The 20,295-nt window shown below is 46.6% G+C and carries 20 protein-coding genes; 9 read left to right on the top strand and 11 right to left on the bottom strand.

The window, feature by feature from the left end; translation table 11 throughout:
• Window positions 1-14 precede the first annotated feature (14 nt).
• Entirely contained in the window at window positions 15-749 is a 735-nt protein-coding gene (locus QUA43_RS23090) for a DUF928 domain-containing protein (RefSeq protein WP_333376742.1), read from the bottom strand.
• Window positions 750-890: 141 nt separating this feature from the next.
• Window positions 891-1,631 (bottom strand): DUF928 domain-containing protein, encoded by a 741-nt coding sequence (locus QUA43_RS23085; RefSeq protein WP_333376740.1) that lies wholly within the window; start codon window positions 1,629-1,631, stop codon window positions 891-893.
• A 336-nt stretch (window positions 1,632-1,967) separates the two neighbouring features.
• On the opposite strand from QUA43_RS23085, the gene QUA43_RS23080 reads away from it, so the two are divergent.
• The 4 genes from QUA43_RS23080 to malQ all read left to right on the top strand — a co-directional run bounded on the left by QUA43_RS23080 (window position 1,968) and on the right by malQ (window position 6,864).
• Window positions 1,968-3,758 (top strand): CHASE2 domain-containing protein, encoded by a 1,791-nt coding sequence (locus tag QUA43_RS23080; RefSeq protein WP_333376739.1) that lies wholly within the window; start codon window positions 1,968-1,970, stop codon window positions 3,756-3,758.
• Between the two features lie 74 nt (window positions 3,759-3,832).
• The gene (locus QUA43_RS23075; protein WP_333229759.1) at window positions 3,833-4,591 is read left to right on the top strand and encodes a MinD/ParA family protein; all 759 of its coding nucleotides are present in this window, start codon (window positions 3,833-3,835) and stop codon (window positions 4,589-4,591) included.
• A gap of 175 nt (window positions 4,592-4,766) precedes the next feature.
• Window positions 4,767-4,892: a photosystem II protein Y gene (locus tag QUA43_RS23070; RefSeq protein WP_333053037.1), complete on the top strand. Its 126-nt coding sequence runs from the start codon at window positions 4,767-4,769 to the stop codon at window positions 4,890-4,892.
• A 463-nt stretch (window positions 4,893-5,355) separates the two neighbouring features.
• Complete coding sequence (malQ, locus tag QUA43_RS23065) at window positions 5,356-6,864, top strand: 4-alpha-glucanotransferase (protein ID WP_333376737.1); 1,509 nt, start codon at window positions 5,356-5,358, stop codon at window positions 6,862-6,864.
• Between the two features lie 386 nt (window positions 6,865-7,250).
• Here the strand turns inward: malQ and QUA43_RS23060 are convergent, their stop codons facing one another.
• On the bottom strand, window positions 7,251-8,132 hold the full coding sequence (locus tag QUA43_RS23060; protein WP_333376736.1) for a RodZ domain-containing protein: 882 nt from the start codon (window positions 8,130-8,132) through the stop codon (window positions 7,251-7,253).
• A complete protein-coding gene (locus tag QUA43_RS23055) occupies window positions 8,129-8,923 on the bottom strand; it encodes a pseudouridine synthase (RefSeq protein WP_333376830.1) in 795 nt (264 codons plus the stop codon). The genes QUA43_RS23060 and QUA43_RS23055 overlap by 4 nt, the downstream gene beginning before the upstream one ends.
• Before the next feature lie 618 nt (window positions 8,924-9,541).
• On the opposite strand from QUA43_RS23055, the gene QUA43_RS23050 reads away from it, so the two are divergent.
• Window positions 9,542-10,318: a DUF2993 domain-containing protein gene (locus tag QUA43_RS23050; protein ID WP_333376735.1), complete on the top strand. Its 777-nt coding sequence runs from the start codon at window positions 9,542-9,544 to the stop codon at window positions 10,316-10,318.
• Window positions 10,319-10,478: 160 nt separating this feature from the next.
• Here the strand turns inward: QUA43_RS23050 and QUA43_RS23045 are convergent, their stop codons facing one another.
• The 3 genes from QUA43_RS23045 to QUA43_RS23035 form a co-directional block, all read right to left on the bottom strand.
• Window positions 10,479-11,396, bottom strand: a complete 918-nt coding sequence (locus QUA43_RS23045) for a phosphatidate cytidylyltransferase (protein WP_333376734.1) — start codon at window positions 11,394-11,396, stop codon at window positions 10,479-10,481.
• 329 nt (window positions 11,397-11,725) lie between these two features.
• Window positions 11,726-12,319: a precorrin-6Y C5,15-methyltransferase subunit CbiT gene (gene cbiT / locus QUA43_RS23040; protein ID WP_190659397.1), complete on the bottom strand. Its 594-nt coding sequence runs from the start codon at window positions 12,317-12,319 to the stop codon at window positions 11,726-11,728.
• Window positions 12,320-12,418: 99 nt separating this feature from the next.
• Window positions 12,419-13,990, bottom strand: coding sequence for an aminotransferase class I/II-fold pyridoxal phosphate-dependent enzyme (locus tag QUA43_RS23035; protein WP_333376732.1), 1,572 nt, complete (start codon window positions 13,988-13,990; stop codon window positions 12,419-12,421).
• A gap of 361 nt (window positions 13,991-14,351) precedes the next feature.
• Here QUA43_RS23035 and QUA43_RS23030 point away from each other — a divergent pair, with 361 nt between their 5' ends.
• Complete coding sequence (locus QUA43_RS23030) at window positions 14,352-14,600, top strand: gamma-aminobutyric acid A receptor, epsilon-like protein (RefSeq protein ID WP_333159819.1); 249 nt, start codon at window positions 14,352-14,354, stop codon at window positions 14,598-14,600.
• Between the two features lie 133 nt (window positions 14,601-14,733).
• Here the strand turns inward: QUA43_RS23030 and QUA43_RS23025 are convergent, their stop codons facing one another.
• Complete coding sequence (locus QUA43_RS23025; protein WP_333376731.1) at window positions 14,734-15,000, bottom strand: hypothetical protein; 267 nt, start codon at window positions 14,998-15,000, stop codon at window positions 14,734-14,736.
• 211 nt (window positions 15,001-15,211) lie between these two features.
• Here QUA43_RS23025 and ychF point away from each other — a divergent pair, with 211 nt between their 5' ends.
• The gene (ychF, locus tag QUA43_RS23020) at window positions 15,212-16,303 is read left to right on the top strand and encodes a redox-regulated ATPase YchF (RefSeq protein ID WP_333376729.1); all 1,092 of its coding nucleotides are present in this window, start codon (window positions 15,212-15,214) and stop codon (window positions 16,301-16,303) included.
• Between the two features lie 23 nt (window positions 16,304-16,326).
• Window positions 16,327-16,707 (top strand): phage holin family protein, encoded by a 381-nt coding sequence (locus QUA43_RS23015; RefSeq protein ID WP_445301995.1) that lies wholly within the window; start codon window positions 16,327-16,329, stop codon window positions 16,705-16,707.
• A 154-nt stretch (window positions 16,708-16,861) separates the two neighbouring features.
• Here QUA43_RS23015 and QUA43_RS23010 read toward each other — a convergent pair whose 3' ends face one another.
• The 3 genes from QUA43_RS23010 to QUA43_RS23000 form a co-directional block, all read right to left on the bottom strand.
• Entirely contained in the window at window positions 16,862-17,290 is a 429-nt protein-coding gene (locus tag QUA43_RS23010; protein ID WP_445301994.1) for an NUDIX hydrolase, read from the bottom strand.
• Window positions 17,291-17,529: 239 nt separating this feature from the next.
• A complete protein-coding gene (locus tag QUA43_RS23005) occupies window positions 17,530-17,982 on the bottom strand; it encodes a DUF3531 family protein (protein WP_333376727.1) in 453 nt (150 codons plus the stop codon).
• Between the two features lie 128 nt (window positions 17,983-18,110).
• Window positions 18,111-19,127: a Sll0314/Alr1548 family TPR repeat-containing protein gene (locus tag QUA43_RS23000; RefSeq protein ID WP_333376725.1), complete on the bottom strand. Its 1,017-nt coding sequence runs from the start codon at window positions 19,125-19,127 to the stop codon at window positions 18,111-18,113.
• A 430-nt stretch (window positions 19,128-19,557) separates the two neighbouring features.
• Here QUA43_RS23000 and QUA43_RS22995 point away from each other — a divergent pair, with 430 nt between their 5' ends.
• The gene (locus QUA43_RS22995; RefSeq protein WP_333145528.1) at window positions 19,558-20,229 is read left to right on the top strand and encodes an energy-coupling factor ABC transporter ATP-binding protein; all 672 of its coding nucleotides are present in this window, start codon (window positions 19,558-19,560) and stop codon (window positions 20,227-20,229) included.
• Window positions 20,230-20,295: the final 66 nt, after the last annotated feature.

The raw sequence follows: 20,295 nt of genomic DNA, 5'->3' as shown, positions 1-20,295 counted from the left end.
GTGAAGAGTCGTTATTAAAAAGACTGAACTAGCGGTTGAGTGGCAATCGATTCTAGTCCTTGGGACTGCAACAATTGCGTCCACTCGGTCGTCAGCCGTGAATCATCGGGTGCGAGGCGCCGCATTTCGGCTAGAGTAGCAAGAGTCTCGTACCAAATCCCGTTCTTAGCATAAGCAATCACCTTAGCCATAGGGTCGGGATTTGCCAAATCGTTCTTGAGATTTGCCTGGGGTTCAATTCGCTGCATCCATCCTTTAACAATATAATCTCCTGAACGCTCCAGAGGATCGCAGGCTAGTGCAAACGACCACACATATCGCTTACCAACCTCAATATTTTTTGTCTGGTCTTTCTCAGAAAGGCTAACTCCAACAATTCCGGCTTTGTCATTTTTTAAAGTAGTTTCATAAACTACTTCCGATTCATCTTCGTTTAGCAAAATAAACTCTACTTGAGCCGCCGGTTGAGAAACATATACAAACAATGTTGGCGACTCTGTTAGCGTTAAGCCAATATTGCTTTCAGGTATTAAGGGAGTAATGAATAAACCATCCCGTAACTTACAGCCTCGATGCGTCCCCCCTTGCCTGTTGTCGGGGGCTGTTACATCTGGGGGTTTGAAATTAACATTCTGACTCAGCAGCATGGGTGCAGGCACAGCCTGCATCGGTGTCAGCAAACTGGGGAGAGTAACGGCGATCGCCAATACAGTCATCGCCAGTGCAGTAAATTGTATAAAACGTTTCATTTTTCCACCAACTTGTAGAAATATTTATAGATCGCATCTCTAATTTTAACCCGGAGTGTTAACCCCGGGCGCGATCGAGTAAATGGGTTAATTTTCACATCGCCATCGGAAGACCGACAAAACTTCAAGAAATAGCGAGATTTAAAGAGGCGCAACCAGTGGTTGAGCTGCAACTGATTCCAGTCCTTGGGACTGCAATAATTGCGTCCACTTGGCTGTCAGCTTCACATCCTCCGGTGTCTGGCGCCGCATTTGGGCTAAAGTAGCAAGAGTTTCGTACCAAATCCCATTTTGAGCATAAACGTTGAGCCTAGTCATCGGGTCGGGATCTGCCAAATCGCTCTTGAGAGTTGCCTGGGCTTCTATGCGCTGCACGAACCCTTTAACAACTAAATCCGCCGATCGATCTTCGGGGTCGCAAACCATCGAAAATGACCATACGTATCGCTTGCCAACTTCAAGGGATTTGTTGTTGTCTACGGTCGCAGGAATACTAACTCCAACAATCCCCGATTTGTCAAGTTTAAAGGTTTTTTCGTAGACCACTTTGTCCTCCTTTTCGTTGAGCAAAGTAAACTCTATTGCGGGCGAGGTGTTAGGAATATAGACAAAAATTGTGGGAGAATCTGTTAGGGTTAAACCAATATTAGTTGGAGGCACTAAAGGAGTAATAGATAAACCCGCTGGACAAAGCTTGTTGCCACGATGTGTCCCTCCTTGTCGGCCGGCCGGGGCTGTTACGTCGGGAGGCTTGAAATTAACATTTTGACTCAGTAGAAGCGGCTGAGATTGTGCGCGCATCGGTGTAAGTGAACTGGGTATGGTAGCTGCGATCGCAGATACGGCGACCGCAAGTTTAGCCCGATGTAGAAAACGTTTCATTTTGTTGTACCTTTCACTATAATTCCAAACACAGGCCTTCGCTGATAGCGACAAATATTTTTGAGCTGCTAGTCGAGGGCGCAGATACACAATTTAAACCTTGACATATCATCAATAACATTAATTAATTCGAGTGGCAAGTGGATTCTCTGTCGGAAAAATCAGGTGGCCTAGGTCGCAAGTATCATTGGATACAGTTCCTCGCCACGTACTGTAAATTTTTGTAACAAAGTGGTCGGAGTTTCCGAGTGTTCTAAGATGGAGGAAGTCTCCAGCAGGCGGAAAATGTGAAACAACTGCTGTTCCAGAAACGAGTCAAACTTTTATGCTGGGATAATGAGTAAAATATCTAACCACATTCGATCGGCAGTGGCTCAATTGAGTCAAATGTATAAACCATCACTAGCATTGGCTAAGTCTGTATTAATTGCCAGCGCGGCAGTCACATTATCCTTGATGGGGGCCAGACAGCTAGGAATACTCGAACCAGTAGAATTAAGCGCTTACGACCAAATGGTGAGGTGGCGTCCCGATGAACAGCCAGACTCGCGTTTGCTAGTTGTGGGGATTACCGAAGCAGACATTCAGAAACTGAAACAGTGGCCGATATCCGATCGCACAATAGCTGAAATTTTACAAAAACTCGACAAAATGCAGCCGGCAGTCATCGGTTTAGATGTACTGCGAGACATACCTTTAGGAGACGGGCGCGAGGAATTAACTAAAATTTTACAAAAAAGCGATCGCATTATCGGGGTATGTTTAGTCACCGACGGGAACCCCGACAATCCCGGTTCTCCGCCTGCGCCGGGGCTGCCAGAAAACCGGGTGGGATTTGCAGATTTCGGAGTCGATCCGGGTGGCATACTCCGCAGGGCTTTATTATTTATGAAACCACCGACAATTGAGGGCAAATCCTCGGTAGACAAACATCTTTGCAATGACGACTCTCAAGTTTTAGCTTCATTCAACCTCCAGATAGCACTCCACTACCTGCAAGGGCAAAAAATTTCTCCCGAAATGGCACCCGATCAATCTTTATGGCTGGGAAAAACCCAATTAAAACCACTAGAAAGCCATGATGGAGGATACACAAATGCCGATGCCAGGGGATATCAAATATTAATTAACTATCGTTCCAGGGAGCAAGTCGCAAACCAAGTCAGAATTACGGATGTTTTAGAAGGCAAAGTTGACCCGAATTTAGTTAAAGATAAAATAGTGCTCATCGGTTACACAACAGAAACCGTTAAAGATTTCTTCTATACTCCTTACAGTGGGCGACAGCAAAGCAACCAATTCATGCCTGGTATCGTGGCACACGCACAAGTAGTCAGCCAAATTTTGAGTGCTGTTTTAGACAACAGACCGATGTTGTGGTTTTGGCCGGAATGGGCAGAAATCCTGTGGATTTCGGCATGGTCAATTGTCGGAGGAACCTTGGCATCGCGGATGGCTCACCCAGCGAAGTTGACGGTGACATTCGGAGCAGTGCTGTCCGGGTGCTGCGCGATTAGCTTTGGGATTTTTCTGTTGGGAGGGTGGGTGCCTGTGGCAGCGCCAGCCTTGGCATTAATCTTAACTGGCGGTAGCATTGTATCAGCAGAAAGATTTAATAAAGCCGGATACGGGAAAGCAATTAGCGATCGAGTAAAACAAGTCTTCAAAATTGAAATAGACCAAGCAAAAAAAGAACAGCAAGTCGCAGAAATCACAGAATCTGATTTCTTTAAAGAATTGCAGCAAAAGAAAGATAAACTGAGGGTTAGCAAAAAAGAAACCTCTGAAAAAGCACCTTCCCAACCCCAAGAAATAATTGCCATTACCCCAGAGCTTCCCAAGGTCGAAAGTCAGACAGACGAATACCTAGCTCAGTTGCAGGAAAAATCCAAACACCAGAAGCAGCGCGCCGCCGTGACTGAATCGGAAAGCGGCTCAAAAACGGGTGTCCCGATCGATGCGGGCGGCGGGGCTAGTTCAGCCGAAACCAAACCTGATGACGAGTTCAGCGATTTGCAAACCAAAGCCAAACAGATGCGGCAGCGGAGGGGCGCCCAAAAGATGATAAAAGATGAAAAAATTGATAGTTTAACAGATAAGGAGGATTTGGGGGGCAAGGAAGAATGAGAGACAACTCGACTGCATCATCGAGAATTGCATCATAATGGGTTCTCGCAGTTTCTTACCCTCATACGCAGATCATGTCCAAAATCATCTCTGTCCACTCTTACCGGGGCGGAACTGGCAAATCGAACACGACAGCAAACCTGGCATCTATTATCGCTCGCGGCGGAAATCGGGTCGCCATTGTGGACACAGACATTCAATCACCGGGGATTCACGTGCTGTTCGGTTTCAGCGAGAGCAACATGGATCGCTGCCTAAACGATTACCTGTGGGGCCGGTGTCCGATCGCAGATACGGCCTACAATGTGAGTTCGCTACTGCCAAAATTAGCCAGTAACGGCAGCCTCTACCTGATTCCTTCGAGCATTAAAGCAGGGGAAATAGCGCGAGTTTTGCGGGAAGGCTACGATGTGGGACTGCTTACCGACGGCTTTCAAGAACTGATCGAGGTTTTGAACTTAGACTACCTATTTATAGACACGCACCCGGGGCTCAACGAAGAAACCCTCCTCAGCATCACCATTTCCGACATCCTGCTGCTGATTCTGCGTCCGGATCAGCAAGATTTTCAGGGAACGGCTGTCACGGTAGATGTGGCCCGAAAATTAGAAGTTCCCAAGATTTTGATGACGATTAACAAAGCCCCAGAATCGCTGGATTTCGAGGATTTGAAGCAGCAAGTAGAGAGTATTTACAAAATCCCAGTGGCAGGGGTACTGCCCCACAGCGACAAGATGATGCTGCTCGCCAGCAAGGGAGTGTTTGCGCTGCACTTCCCTAACGACCCTCTAACTAAGGTGGTGGAAGGGATTGCGAAACAGATTGTGGGATAATTGGTGCAGCGAAAGCCGATCGCCCGCCCAGGAGTTTCGCTTTCGCTCTCAATTCTTGCGGAGCGATGTCCTCCTGCGTATCCCGAATATTTGCTTAAAGAGTCAAGAGAATGGCGACAAAATGAGATACAAATAGATTATGAGAATTTGTTAAAAAACTTTAGGAGGAGAACTCATGGATTTTGACTTCCGCATACTAATAGTATTGATGCCCGTATTGTTGGCGGGCGGCTGGGCTGCTTACAACGTCGGTGCTATAGCTCTCAAACAAGTGCAGAAATTGTTGAACAAGCAAGCATGAACTAAGCATTATCACCAGTAATTTCGCAGCCGGCTGTTTTTTGAGATACAAAACAGCCGGCTAATTTGTGCATTGGCTCTGCTTAAGTGATGGCTGATTCTTGGTGAGCAATTTACGACTGCAGAGAGATGGGGCAAAAACCCAAGAAAAGTTAAATTTAAAGGTTAAGCAGAAACCGGGTACGCTCAAGCAAAATACTTTGTTGCAGCAAACGAGCCTGGGTTAAAAAACCTAGCTGTGAAAGCAGGGCGATCGCATAACTTCGGATTGTGATGTTTTCCTCTCTACTCAGGACTTGTGAGTAGAGTGTTATAAAAATATTTGGTAAGCACGTTATCGCAGAAAATATGAGACAATCACAAAAGAATTTGCCCTGAGAATCTCCCTCAAAACTACGAAGTTTAATTAGTAGGGAAGATAGGTCAAATTGTCAATGTTAAATTCCTATATCTTTAGATAGATTATGCTTTTTCCCCGATCAAGTGGCATGCTACTCCACCCCACGTCCTTTCCCAGTCGATTTGGCATTGGAGACATGGGAATAGAAGCATATCGCTTTATTGACTTTTTAGTTGAAAGCGACCAGCAATACTGGCAGGTATTGCCGCTGGGCCCCACAGGATACGGCAATTCTCCTTATTCGTGCTATTCAGCAATGGCGGGAAATCCGCTGCTGATTAACCCAGAACTGCTGCGGGACCAGCAATTGCTCGGAGATGAAGACTTCGCTAATTTGCCAGAATTTCCGCTGGATTATGTAGACTTCGATCGAGCGATCGCGCTGAAAGTGCCTTTGCTTAAAAAAGCTTGCGAAAACTTCAAAGCCAAAGCATCCCCGATCCAGCAAAAAGAATTCTCAGCTTTTTGCCAAAGCAAAGAGAATTGGCTGGAAGATTACGCCTTATTTATGGCACTAAAAGATCACTTTGGCGGTGTTAGCTGGAACAATTGGGAACCAGAAATTGCCCGTCGAAAACCAGAGTCAGTAGAGAAGTGGCGTCAGCAGCTAAATGCTGAGATTTATTACTACAAATACGTTCAGTTTGAGTTTTTTCGCCAGTGGACGGAGTTGAAACGCTATGCTAACCTGCGGGACATTAAAATTATTGGCGACATTCCGATTTATGTAGCTCACGACAGCGCGGATGTTTGGTCTCATCCAGAAACATTCTGCTTGGATGAAGCAAGCGGAGAACCAGCTTTAATGGCGGGAGTTCCCCCAGATTACTTCAGCAATACAGGTCAATTGTGGGGCAACCCCGTATACAATTGGGAGAAGTTGCAAGCAAATAATTTCGAGTGGTGGGTTGAGCGTTTTGAAGCGATTTTCGCTTATGTAGACGTGACTCGGATCGACCACTTTCGAGGATTTGAGGCTTACTGGGCGGTGAAGCGCGGACAAGAAACTGCGATCGAGGGAGAGTGGATTAAAGCGCCGGGAACAGCTTTGTTGGATCTAATTAACGAGAAGTTTGGTAACTTGCCGATTATCGCTGAAGATTTAGGGGTAATTACTCCAGAAGTGGAAGCTTTGCGCGATCGATACGAGTTTCCAGGAATGAAGATTTTGCAGTTTGCTTTTGGCGCTGGTCCGGGCGATCCTTTTTTGCCTTTCAATTACGATCGCAACTGCGTAGTTTACACCGGTACCCACGACAACGACACGACTGTCGGCTGGTTCAATCAACTGCAAGACTACGAAAGAGATGAGGTTTTGCGTTATTTGGGCTGCATCGATCCCCAAGGGATTCACTGGTCTTTAATCCGCATGGGCTGGATTTCTATTGCTAATTTGGCCATTGTGCCGTTTCAAGATTTGTTGGGTTTAGATACTGACGCGCGGATGAATTTTCCGGGGAAACCAGAGGGAAATTGGGGCTGGCGCTATCGACCCGAAGCTTTGAATTGGGAAGTGCGCGATCGGCTCAAAACCATGACTTACATCTCCGGGCGCGCTCCTAATAAACATTGATCGTCGGGAAGGGGTAGTTGGTAGTGGGTAATTGGTAATTGTTAATGGGTAATATCAAATCTGTTAGCATCGGAATTATTCCTATCTTTCTACTCTTTATCTGCGTGAATCAGCGTCAATCCCTTGTCCGGGGCGGTTAAGAAATTCTCTTTTTTTTAACCGCAGATACAGGCAGATAAACACAGATTAACGCAGATGAATCCTATCAATTCCGGTTACACCATCAGTGGTTGACTGTTGACTGGATTTGACTATTCCGATGCAACCGGGTTTGATAGAATGGGTAATTGGTAATTGGTAATGAGTGCATCAAGACGGACATTCTAATTAAACTCTGTGGACTGCCCGCTATTACCTATTACCCATTAACAATTACCAATTAATACTTACCCTTGATTCTTGGGCGGTGCTGAAGGCTTGAGTTCGTTTGCTTTAAAAACAACTTCTTTGGCGACTCCAGGAGCTCCGAGTTGTTCGGCTTGTCCATTATTAACAGCAACCATTACCCCGCCGGCGTTACCTGCTACCACTACCAATTGCTTTTGAGCTTCCCAGGTGCGAACACTCCCGGTCGGCAAAATTCCCTCAAACTCTGTTTTACCATCAACTTCAACCTGCATCCACGATTCTGCTTTAAAAGTGACGCTAACCATCACTGGTTTATTGCCAGATTTATTTAAATTTTGACCGGTTCTTACTGCTTCGACAGCCTCGTAACTATCCGGTTTCTGATTTTGTGAGGATCTCGATGCCTCAGCAGCTAAACGAGCTTGTTCTTGCTGCCCAAGCGCTAGTTCTTCGGCTCCCGCACCGTTTTTTGCGGTGACAGAACCGCTCATCAAATGAGATAAGACATTGACCGAACAGATAATTAGAAATGTGTAAAAGAGGTACAGGTGCATCGGCCGCAACTGAGGCCCATCTTGCCAGGATAGCTTGGTTCTCGATCGGGGCGGCGGTTCGATCGGAAAAAATTCGGCAAACTGAGTTGGGTCCAAACCCATTGCTTCAGCGTAGCGCTTGATCAAACCCTGAGTGTAGACGGGTTCGGGAAGTTGGTCTAGTTGACCGTCCTCGATTGCTTGTAGCAGATTCCGCCGAATCATTGTTACCACGGCTACTTTGTCCAAACAAATCGACTGCTGTTCACGGTACTGGCGGAGTTGAGCCCCTATTTCCGCTAGCTTCTTCTGAGCTGTTTCTGGCTCTTGGGAGTGCAGTTTCTGCTTAGTTGTTTTGAAGAATAAAAACAATAAATTCTTTGTCATATGCTGTGCTCCGGGGAATTTACTGGCACGCTTATTGATGTTAGGTTGACTAGATTCCATAAATAAATAATTTCTGCATCTTCTAGGGGTCGGTAGCAGCCCGGTGGCAAGATTGGCCCTGCGGGTGGCTGCAATTGGATCGGGCCAATGGCCGTGCGGTGCAGGCGAACCACGGGATATCCCAACTGCTCGGCTGTTCGCCGAATCTGTCGGTTTCTCCCTTCTGATAGAATGACTTCTAACAGAGTTTGGTCTTGCGCGCGATCGATAACTTTAACTTTCGCGGGCAAAGTTTTTCTGCCGGACAAGATGATGCCCTGACGCCACGCTTCCAGTATGGGTTCCGGGGGATCGCCGCTCACCCAAACCTGATAAGTTTTGGCGATCGAGTGACGCGGATGGGTCAAACAAAATGTCAGCTTACCATCATTGGTGAGCAAGAGGGCGCCGGTGGAATCTGCATCTAAGCGTCCTACGGGGTGGATGCCTTGACCGGAGCGTAGTTGGGGTGGCAGCAAGTCGAGAACTTTCGATCGGGCTCTTGGATCGCTGCAAGTAGAAACTACGCCTGCCGGTTTGTTGAGCAACAGATAGACCTTTGCGGGTCGCTCTGTTGGTTTCACCGGGACTCCATCGACTTGGATGAGATCGCGATCGGGATTCGCTTTTTCTCCTAAGCGAACAATCTTGCCATTAACTCGGACTCGTCCAGCTACAATCATCTGTTCTGCAAGACGGCGAGAGGCAATGCCCCACTGGGCGAGGATTTTTTGCAGCCTTTCATCAGACATGACGGGAGTGTGGAAATCCCCAACGAGCGAACGGTGGGGAGGAAACACGACACGGTTAATTGATTAACCGTACTAGCAATGCTCAATTCCTGGTTGGGAATAAATTATAATGCTGACCAATTATTACAGGACGCCCGGCAAGAGTGCAGATTGTCCTTGTGCCCGGTGCAGATTGTCCTGATGGCATTACCCTGAATGCTGTGCAAAAACTACGACGAAAAGACTCGCGGCAGGCACAGGTTTGCACCGTTGGTTTGCGGCTGGTTTGAAAGGTGTGGGTCTGACCCGACCATAAACCAACACTACCATAAATTCCGTACTACTGGTTAAATTTATACGCTCGATCGCGAATTTTTCATCGGGATCGCAAAACTCGTGAACTACCCAAAGATCCCAAGGGGGGAAAGGTGAGAATTTTTCTGCTTCTGGCCTTGCTGATGCCAGATTTCTGCTTGGTTTTGGAGTTAATCGGACTGGTTTTCATCAACCCTGTTTCTAAGAAAAATCAAAGGTTGACAGCGGTACATCTGTGCAGAAATCGGGTTTTTGAGTCCAGATGTGCAAGTTCTAGTTAAATTTATGTGCTTGAATATTAAGGTTTATATTCTGAAATTGTTTATGACTGTCGATCGAAACTCTCTTCAATTTGACAATAGAGATCGCGCTGCTGGCTCTGGTGGGACTATTAATCTCGGCGAGCAGCCGAGTCAAGGCAGCCGGATCGCGAGCGCGGTGCTGTCTCCGGCGGTGCAGTTGTGGCTGCGATCGCAAGTTCAGCAGGTGGACGACTTGAAGGTGAAAATTGAGGGGAGCGATCGACAAATCTTCAGCGGTGCGATCCCCAAAGTCACGGCTGCCGCGCTCGGTGCTGTGTATAAAGGACTACACCTAACTGAAGTTGCCATAGAGGGCTGTGGCATTCGCATCAACCTCGGTCAAGCTCTCAAAGGCCAACCCCTGCGCCTCCTGGAATCCGTTCCCGTGACAGGCGTTTTGAGGCTCTGTCAGGCGGATTTGAATGCGTCGCTGAAAGCGCCTTTGCTGGCTGATGCTTTGAGCGAATTTTTGCTGCCTATGCTGCCGCTGACAGATAGGGAAAAGTCGCTAAAGTTGCAAAATTCGCAGATCGCAATTGAGGCGGGTGTATTGACGCTTTCGGCGACAATTTTGCGCGCTGGCGGTAGGCAAATTCCTTTGGTATTGCGGACTGGTTTGCGGATAGCCAGCGGTCGCGAATTGATGTTTGAATCACCCGAAATCGAAATGGATGGAGAATTAAAGAGCAGTGATTTCAATGGTTTTAAAATTGATTTTGGGCCGGAAGTTGAGATAGAAGAGTTGATTTTGAGTCCGGGGGAGATTGTTTGTCGGGGGGGAATTAGAGTTTTACCTTAGTTAGTTGACAGTTGACAGTTGACAGTTGACAGTTGACAGTTGACTTTAAATCTGGTTCCTCGGTAGTGCCTTGGAATACATACCCCATGCCCTGTTTGGCCAATTCCCAATTCCCAATTCCCAATTCCCAATTTCCAATTCTCAATTCCCAATTACCCAATTACCCATTAATTAAAAAAGAGTCGATCGCGGGCAACAGTAAAGTGACAAAATAGTAGACTAAGGGCGCGGTAAAAACATAACTGTCGGTGCGATCGAGAATGCCACCGTGACCGGGGATCAACTGTCCCGAATCCTTAACGCCGGCGTCTCGCTTCATCATCGACTCAGTTAAATCTCCCAACAGGCTAGCAACCCCAATCAACAGACCAAAAGCAGCCCCAGTATACGGCCACCCCGGCCAGTGTAAATACCAAGACCCAGCGGCTGCCACGGCGATGCTGCCGCAAACTCCAAATACGGCACCTTCAACGGTTTTTTTGGGGCTGATGTGGGATAGGCTAGTGCGCCCGAAGAATTTGCCGACAAAATAAGCCCCAATGTCAGCGGCCCAGATGCACAGGAAAGCCAGCAGCAGCGAAGTCAATCCTAAAGATATATGGCTAGAAGTTGTCCAAGACGGCGGCGAGTAAATGTTAACGGGCAAATTGCTTGCTACTGCTTGCGAAAGTTGGGTTGTAGCAAGATTGGCTGGGTCGAGGCCGACTCGCAGCCGTACCCAATAGCTGGGCAAATAACCGCCGTAGAACAATCCTAAAACTGAGGAGGCAATATCGGCGATCGTCGATAATTTAGGTTGGAATAACAGGTAGAAACAGATTAAGGTTCCCGCTAAGGGGAACATGGCATCTACGAGTTCCGGTGCTAGGGCGGCAGTAATTAATAGCCCTTGACTGACGGCTAAAGTAGTTTTGGCAGCGGGTGCAATGCCTTTAGCCCTGGCTAATTGAAAATATTCCAATTGGCCTAGGTAGACGATGACTCCAAAGCCGACGGTGAAGTACCATCCGCCCATAATAATCATTCCCAAAGCAAGGGCGATCGCAACTATTCCACTCAGGATACGAGACCAAGGCATAAAATGAATTTCTCTTGCAGACGGCGGTGGATCATTCGATTTTGGATTTTGGATTTTGGATTTTGGATTTTTATAGAGCACGAGTTGATCCCTTGCACAGCTAACCCCCATCCCCCATCCGTTATCCAATATCTCAAGTCAGGGGGTCAATCCAGCTATGGTCGCCCTTATTCTAAGTATGAAGGTTAATTGAACGTAAAAAAGGTTAAGAATTACATTTAGGAATGGGCATAGTGCCTAAAAGCATGAGACATGGGGCATTGGAGGCAGACCCTAGAAGGGGATGGGTAACAAATAACCAATAACAACTGTCAACTGTCAACTAACTTCTAATCCAGCTTTTCGCCGCTGAGAATAAATATGGGATTGACGGCGGCAAAGGTTTGACTCAGGCCGCGAGTCTCCAAGCGGTTGACGGCGGACTGAACTACTTCAATGTTGCGGACTTGCAACTCGGCGAACCCTTCGGAAAGGGCGTAAAGATTCTCTAAATTCGATGCTGTGGCGACAACTCTACCGTGGGGTTGCAAGTAGCGCCAGACTTCTTGGAGAATGGCTTTAATGGGGCGACCTCCTTCGATGCAGACTCGGTGGGGGGGTTGGGGCAGGTTTTCCAGGCATTCCGGGGCACTGCCTTCTATGACTTCTACGTTGTCGAGCTCGAATCGATCGCAATTTCTGCGAATCAAGCTTGCTACTTCTTCGTCCCTTTCGACGGCAATAATCCGACCTTTGGGACACAGCAAACCTGTTTCTACGGCGATCGTACCAGTACCTGCACCGATGTCCCACACGACTGAATCTGCTTGCAGCCGCAGGTGGGAGATTAACAGCAGTCGGACTTCTCGCTTACTCATGGGAATTCCCGGTAAACGTTCAAATAAGTCATCCGGGATGCCTGGAGTGACGTAGGGCCAAAGCATAGTTATATTTTTGATTTTTGATTTTTGAGTGAAGCAAGACGGCAGTTGGAACTCGTGGAAGAAGTAGAAATTCTCCCAATTTCCCCCAAGCCTTAATATTTACTGTCGCACAACCTTGAGAGTTTGGAGGTTTCTATCGCTACAACCTGTGATTTTTCCGCCGGCGGCAAGGATTTGTTGCAGGTAGTCAACGGCTGCTGGGGTAATGATTTCACCGGGCATCAGGACTGGTATTCCTGGGGGGTAGGGACAGATGAGTTCGGCGCACAGGCGATCGACTGCTTTGTCTGCAGGTACTGTTTCCGCTGGAAAAAAGAAAGCCTCGCGGGGGGAGAGGAGAGGGGGAGAGTGGGAGAGTGGGAGATTGGGAGATTGGGCAAATCTTCCATCGGACATCTGACTTCTTCTCTCGGACTTCTTCTTTCGGACTTCTTCCTTCTTCCTGACATCCTTTGCATCCGTTACATCCGTTACAGAATCCGTTGCCGAACTTCCTTCTTCCTTCTTCCTTCTTCCTTCTAAAAAAGTACAAGCTTTAACTAAATTGTCAATATCTGATGCTGTATTTCCCAAGCTGATAATAAATGTTAAATGTTGGGGCATGGGAAGTTCTGCGGTGACGCCGAGTTGAGAGTGCAGAATTTCATCGGCGGCAAATCCTGTAATTCCTAAATCTGATACTTTTACTGTTAGCCTGGTGCGGTCTAATGCTGCAAAACCAGGTGTATTTAACGGTTCTAAAACTGATAAGCCGGGAATTAGACTAATGCGCGATCGCGCTTTTTCTGCTAGCTGTAAAGTTTGCGCCATTAATTCTTTGCCGTGGAGTGCGATTTGTTGGCGGGCGGCGTCTAGGGATGCTAATAATAAGTAACTCGGACTGGTAGATTGTACTAACTGCAATGCTTTATTTAATTTTTGGATATCTATACGATCGCCCTTGACGTGCAGCATCGATGCTTGTGTCATTGCACCAAGGGTTTTGTGGGTTGATTGTACTGTTAAATCGGCGCCGGCTGATAGTGCTGGTTCTGGCAAGTTTGGATGAAAGTTAAAGTGCGCGCCGTGAGCTTCGTCTACTAATAACGGTATGTTGTATTGATGGGTAATTTGGGCGATCGCCCGCAAATCCCCGCAGACGCCGTGATAGGTTGGGTAAACTATCATTACTGCTTTGGCGTCGGGATGTTGTTCTAGGGCTGCGGCTGTAGCTTGTGGGGTAATGCTGTTGGCAATATCCCAATCCGAGTTGTACTCTGGATTGACAAAAATCGGAATTGCACCGGATAAAATTAAACCTGAAATCGCCGAGGAGTGGATATTTCGAGGCAAGATAATTTTATCGCCTGGGCCGCAAGTTGCTAAGATGGCGGCGATAATTCCGCAAGTCGAACCGTTGGCCAAAAACCGAGTTGATTGGGCTCCAAAAGCTTCGGCAGCTAAGTCTTGAGCTTCAGCAATTGCACCTTCTGGGTTAAAGAGATTATCTAATTCCGGCAATTCGGGCAAATCCGATCTAAATACTGCCGCACCGAATAAGTCAATTAGCGGCCCTGAGATTCCTTGTCCGCGTTTATGTCCGGGGGCATAAAATGGGGCGTGTGGGTGATTTGTGCGATCGCGCAAGGCATCTAATAGAGGCGTTTGTTGTTGAGAGTTTGCTGGTGACACGCTTAATCCTGATTGCTGTATTGGATATCTAAGTAGAGCGGTATGAAAAAACCATAGTATCTTGTTGTAGGGGCGCGTTGAGCCAATGTCTTTACTCTCACACAGTTTATTTCTGTACTCACGCGCCCTCGCCATCTAATGTTTATTTGTAACCACATACTTAGTTTAATACCAAAGGCATAATTTTCTACGGAAGTAACAGTTAATTATAGTTATTTAGATAGATGTCTCCGTCGCCATTTTTAGTTTATTTTTATGATATAAAACACGGCCACAACTCAGTTATTTTTCTTACAAAATATAGCTAGGAGTGCCGAGCCAATGTTTTTGAAATATCTCTATTAGCGAGCAAAACACTAACATGATTTTTCCCAACCCTACTCCATTTCCCGGCCCGCAGATTCCCAGTACCGAACCGGGGCTGCCGACTATACCCGCATCGCCACCAGTGCCGGGCCCCGTTCCCGAACCGATTCCCGGGATAGTACCGGAGCCCGTACCTGCGCCAATTCCCCAGCCCATTCCCGAACCGGTGCCGGAAACTGTACCCTCTCCAATTCCTCAGACGGTGCCCGGGCCTATTCCTCAGACAATCCCTGAACCTGTGTAAATTATGTTTTAGTCGATCGCGAAATTTAAGATTGTTTGTAAGGTCGATCGCAAAAACCGGCTTTCTCCAAAGTCCCCAATCTTTTTGATGAATATCAGACTTGAAAAAACTCGGTTTTTGCCTAAATTATCGATTAATTGAAGTTAAGCGCAGTCTCTTTACAAAGGTCAACAGCATCCAAATCAGTGGATTTGCCGTCAGAGTATTCCGCCCTGACATCGAAAACACAGCCCGCATCCGAGCCGCCGTAGTCAGCTTGATTCCACTCAAAATCTGCCTTTTCCCGATCGGGAATCGGGGCATCTAGCTCGTTTTCTCCCCAAGTATCCTTATCGGGAGGAGACATATAAACGGCTGTCATCGTCTTGCCGCTGTTGTTAATCACCGAAATTTTGACCATCTGAGCGAAAACGCTAGCTGCTGTCAGCGCTAACAGGGGCAGCGACAGCCCCGCAGCGATCGTTACTTTGCTTAACTACTTGTTAACCATTGAGCCATCTACCTCAAGTTCGATATTTATTCAAGCTTAGCTGTAGAAGTTAGAAGGGACAAGTCAGATATATTGCTATTGCTTATGATATTTTGAAACAGTGATATGTTTCTAAATAGCTATGCTTACTGCCGGAATTGTCGGACTGCCTAATGTTGGCAAATCTACTTTGTTTAATGCTCTGGTTGCTAATGCCAAGGCGACTGCTGCTAATTTTCCTTTCTGTACGATCGAGCCAAATACGGGTATCGTGGCAGTACCAGACGAACGGTTGAAGGTGCTGAGCAATATTTGCAATTCCGCGCAAACTGTGCCGACGCGGATGGAATTTGTGGATATTGCGGGTTTGGTGAAGGGGGCGAGTCAGGGGGAAGGACTGGGAAATCAGTTTTTGTCTCACATTCGCGCCGTGGATGCGATCGTCCACGTTGTCCGCTGTTTTGAAAATGATGATATCATTCACGTTGCGGGTTCTGTCGATCCGATCCGAGATATTGACATTATCAATCTCGAATTAATTCTAGCAGATTTAGCTCAAATTGAACGCCGGCTCGATCGCACTCGCAAGCTGGCCCGCAACAACAAGGAAGCTCAGGCCGAAGTGGATGTACTCGAAAAATTAGTCGCAGTTTTGAATGCGGGGAAACCAGCGCGGCAGTACAGTTTCACAGATGAAGAATCTGAATTAGTTAAAGGTTTGGAATTACTGACAAACAAGCCGATTATCTATGCAGCTAACGTGTCTGAGGACGATTTAGCAACAGGAAATAGCTATGTCGAACAAGTACGGGAAATAGCAGAAGCAGAAAATGCTAAGGTTGTCATAGTTTCGGCGCAAGTTGAGTCAGAATTGGTGGAGTTATCAGAGGAAGAACGAACGGATTTCCTAGAATCTTTGGGGGTAAAAGAAGGTGGCTTGAAATCTCTGATTCGCGCTACTTACGAATTATTGGGTTTGCGGACTTATTTTACTAGCGGGCCGAAGGAAACTCGCGCTTGGACGATTATCGCGGGAATGTTAGCACCGCAAGCTGCGGGGGTGATTCACTCTGATTTTGAACGGGGTTTCATCCGGGCCGAAACTGTAGCTTATGAAGATTTGGTTGCTACGGGCGCGATGAAAGCGGCTAAGGAAAAAGGCTTAGTTCGCAGTGAAGGAAAAGAGTATGTTGTACAAGAGGGGGATGTGCTGTTGTTCCTATTTAATGTTTAGCTTTTTTTCGAGGAGATTGCCACATGAATATCGACAATATCGACATCTTTTCGGTGGCAATTGCTTGGCTGGTAACTTCGGTGAGCTTTTTTATTATTTCCAAGTTGCCCATCGGGGTGGATATTGACAGTTTTGGAAAAGCGATGATTGCGGCTGCGGTTTTTGGATTGGTGAATGCTTTGGTTCGGCCGCTTTTTGTTAGACATTTTGGATTAGTTGCGTTGCCAACTTTTAGCTTGTTTGCGATTGTTATCAACGCTGCTATGTTTGGATTGGCGGCTTGGCTAGTCGAAGGGTTTCGCTTGCGGTGGGGAATTTGGAGTGCTTTGCTGGGGGCTATCGCCCTCGGTTTTATTAACTCTCTTCTCTATGAGGTGTTGCGGACTCTGCCTAGTTTTCGCTAGTTAAATGTAACGCGCTGGGCGGAAGAAGGAAGGGGCGGGTTTATTCATCCTGTTAGTTATAGCAAATATTTCGGGTGAAACCCGCCCCTACGGCAAATATTTTAGGTGTAATTCTCCCATATCAGGTATTTGTTTTTTGGTATTGGTTGAGTTATTAGCTTTCGCAGTAGTCGATAAATTTGTCGGGAACTAGGCGCAATTCGCCCGATCGAAAGCGCTCGACCGGCATCCAAAATGCAGTATGTTCCCCATCTCCGTCTGCAAAATCCAGACTCTCCAATTCATAAAATTTGGAATCAACAAAATCGCACTGGTATAGTTGTATTAATTCATGTCCGGCTTTGCCATTATAAACAAATAAGTTTTCCAAACAAGCCAAATATTTGATATTTGTTAACTCGGCTTTAATTTCTTCTTGAAACTCTCTTTGCAAAGCGTCGATGCTGTGTTCTCCGAATTCTATACCACCGCCCAGAGCTCGGTAAAATGTGTCTTGTTTGACCGGATCTTCGCATTCTGACACGAAAATGCGATCGCCCCGTCGAATTAATCCTAAAACAATTACGCGAATTTTACCTTGCATAATTAGCCATCAGTCATTAGTCATCAGTCATTAGTCATCAGTCATGAAGCATCAACACCAAAACAAAAGAAACCGGGTTTCGACTTCGCCCAACCAGCAGTTTTTTTGCCGTTGATGCGGGTTGTAACGAAGTATGATGCCAAAAACCCGGTTAATGACTACCTGTGCGTAATGCCTATATTAGCCAGCAATCATCAGTCCTTATCCGTGTATCCGTGTCATCCGTGTCGTGCCAACGTTTAATTATCGGCGGCAAAACCCTCTCTGCTCCTCCTATTTTCAATGGGCCAGTCTGTATTTTCCCCGCCAATAATGAGTTTTTCAATCGTTACGAATTCTTTGCTGAGTTGCTGGAAAACATTAATCAAAACATCGAGGCCAATTGCATCGCTAGTGCCCAAATCAAACCAGCAGCGAGCCCAAGAACCTTGATACTCCATTTCTCCCATATTGTGCATCAAAGCCATCATGCTTTGGTCGGCTAGATTAACATCGTAATTCATATCACTGATGTCTAAGCCTTCATCTTGAACTTGCAAATTTTCCGCATTAAATCCTCCGAGTTTTCCCAAGAAAAACCAAGAGTCAAACACTTCTTCAACATACTGTTTTTCACCGTTTGAAGGCACGTTGCTGAACTTCAGCCAAATCCAGAGGTCAAAGGGGTTAAACTCGCGAAACTCTACTTGCATCAATTTTATCAAAGAAAGGGAATGGAATTGCAGGAATTGAATTGCAGGAGAGAGGAAAAGTGGGAGAGAGGGAGACAGGAAAAATTTTCCTCCTGACTCCTGACTTCTGACTTCCCCTCTGACTTTTTTTATAGTGGTGGTAAGGCGGTCGGCCCCCAGACTCCATCTGCATCTCTAATTTTATCGCGCATCGGGTCGCAGGCGCGAGATTTGCTGTCGAGACGGTTGCGGGTTCTGCACTGCTGAAAGAAGATTTCGGCTACTAAGCTGCGCGGCAGTTGGTCGGGTTTTGCTAAGGCTGCGTCGAAGTTTTTTCGGGCTTCCTCAAGTAAGGTTTTGTTGCTGTCTTTCCCCTGGGATTGGGAGAACAAGATTTGTGCTTTTAGATAAAGAACTTCGGGATTATTGGGTGTTTCTGCTAGGGATTTGTTGGCAAACTCTAAAGCGCGATCGTACTTTTTCAAGTCTCGATAGCCTACTGCCATGCCGCGATAAGCTAAGTAGCGAGGAGAGGCTTTTTGTTCGAGTCTTTGAATGGCTTCGTTGGGGTTGGAAAAGGGCAGGTTTGTGGCTAGAATTAAGTCCATGTAGCCTTTGATCAGGTTAAGTTCGGGGTCGTTGGGCGCTATTTTATCGGCGGCTTCTAGGTATTGAAATACTACTCGCAGTTTGTTGAGTGCTTGGGGCGCGCCTTTGGCTGTTCCTTCTTTGGCTATAATGTTCGCCCCTTCTAGAAAGTGACCTGCTGCTGTGTAAATATTGCCGCGCAATGGATTAGTTTTAGTCAATTTTTCGCCGACTTCGCGGGTTTTTTGTGCGTAGGAATTCATCGAGTTTAAGTCCTGCTCGATGTAGGATAGAGAAGCTGCCATTGCATAGGCTAGCGGTTCGTTTGGTTCGGCTGATAGTGCTTGTTGAATTTGAGTTTTTGCTTGTTTGTAGTTTCCTTGCTGAAACATTGTTTTGAAAGCGGTTTCGGTGTTGGGCCCGATCGCCTGCGGGTTGCTGCTGCGAAAGGGATCGCCCGCTACTGCGGAGTTAATGCAGATGCTGAGGGCGATCGCTCCTGCACAGGCGATCGCCCGCACTGTCTGTTTAGAACTTAACATTTGCTTGCCCAGCGATGCTAAAGGGGTTTTCGTCATCGTCAATTCTCTCAATGGAATATACTGTAAACTAGAAACAAGAGAGTTAAATTTTCAGACTCTCGGGTCGCGACCAAAAAAAGAGTGAAATTTGCTTGATTTTTTGTGGTTGTTGAGGTATATTTTAATAATGGGAGTGTGGCTTGTAATATATTAAAGGACAGATTTCCATTATTAGAATATACCATGAAAAAACAGAAAAATCAAACGCCAATCCTGAAAAAAAAAGAAAAATTTTGTTAAGATTTATGTAAAATAATTGTCTGCGATCGATCCCAGCCAAAAACAGCCTTAACTATCAATAGCACAACCCGAAGTTCCCCGCTCCAACAATAACTATTTTTCTGATTGTTGACTGTTGACTGTTAACTGTTAACAACTGCCAACTGCCAACTGCCAACTAACAACTGCCAACTAACAACTGCCGTTAATGCTTTATCTAAAAAACTTAGTATATCATCCTACCGCCTGTCCGAATCCTATTCTGAAAAATATTAACTTAGAACTGCCCTCGCAGCAAATGGGGCTGATTGTGGGTCGCAGCGGTTCAGGCAAAAGTACGCTATTAGAAATATTAGCAGGTTTAGCGGAAAAAACTAGCGGCGACATCCGTTGGCGGGAACAGGAATTAACACCGGAACACTTGCAACAATTAGGAGGGTTAGTATTCCAGTTTCCAGAAAGGCATTTTTGCGGCGGCACAATTTTAGAAGAATTGCGACTGGGGCATCCTGAATTGGGACAAGAACAAATCAACAAAGCAATGGCAGAAGTGGGACTCGGACATTTGCCGCTGCGGGCTTCCCCCCACGCTTTGAGCGGCGGACAACAGCGCAGGGTAGCCCTGGCGGTGCAGCTAATTCGGCAGCCGCATTTGCTACTTTTGGACGAACCGACGGCGGGTTTGGATTGGTCGATGCGCCGGCAGTTGGTAAGCTTGTTGAGTAAGTTGAAAAGTCACTGGACTTTGTTGATTGTCACTCACGATGCTAGCGATTTGCTGAGCGTTGCCGACCGCTTTTGGACTTTAGACCACGGGGATTTGCAGGAGGTCGATCGGGCTAAATTAGAAGCTAAGGAAACGAGTTTTGTTAGTCATTAGTCATTAGTCATTAGTCATTAGTCATTAGTCATTAGTCATTAGTCATTAGTCATTAGTCATTAGTCA

The sequence above is a fragment of the Microcoleus sp. N9_B4 genome (genome assembly GCF_036701635.1).
Lineage (GTDB): Bacteria > Cyanobacteriota > Cyanobacteriia > Cyanobacteriales > Microcoleaceae > Microcoleus.
The sequence above is the reverse complement of the archived record's forward strand: the minus strand, read 5'-3'. Positions and strand labels throughout refer to the sequence as shown.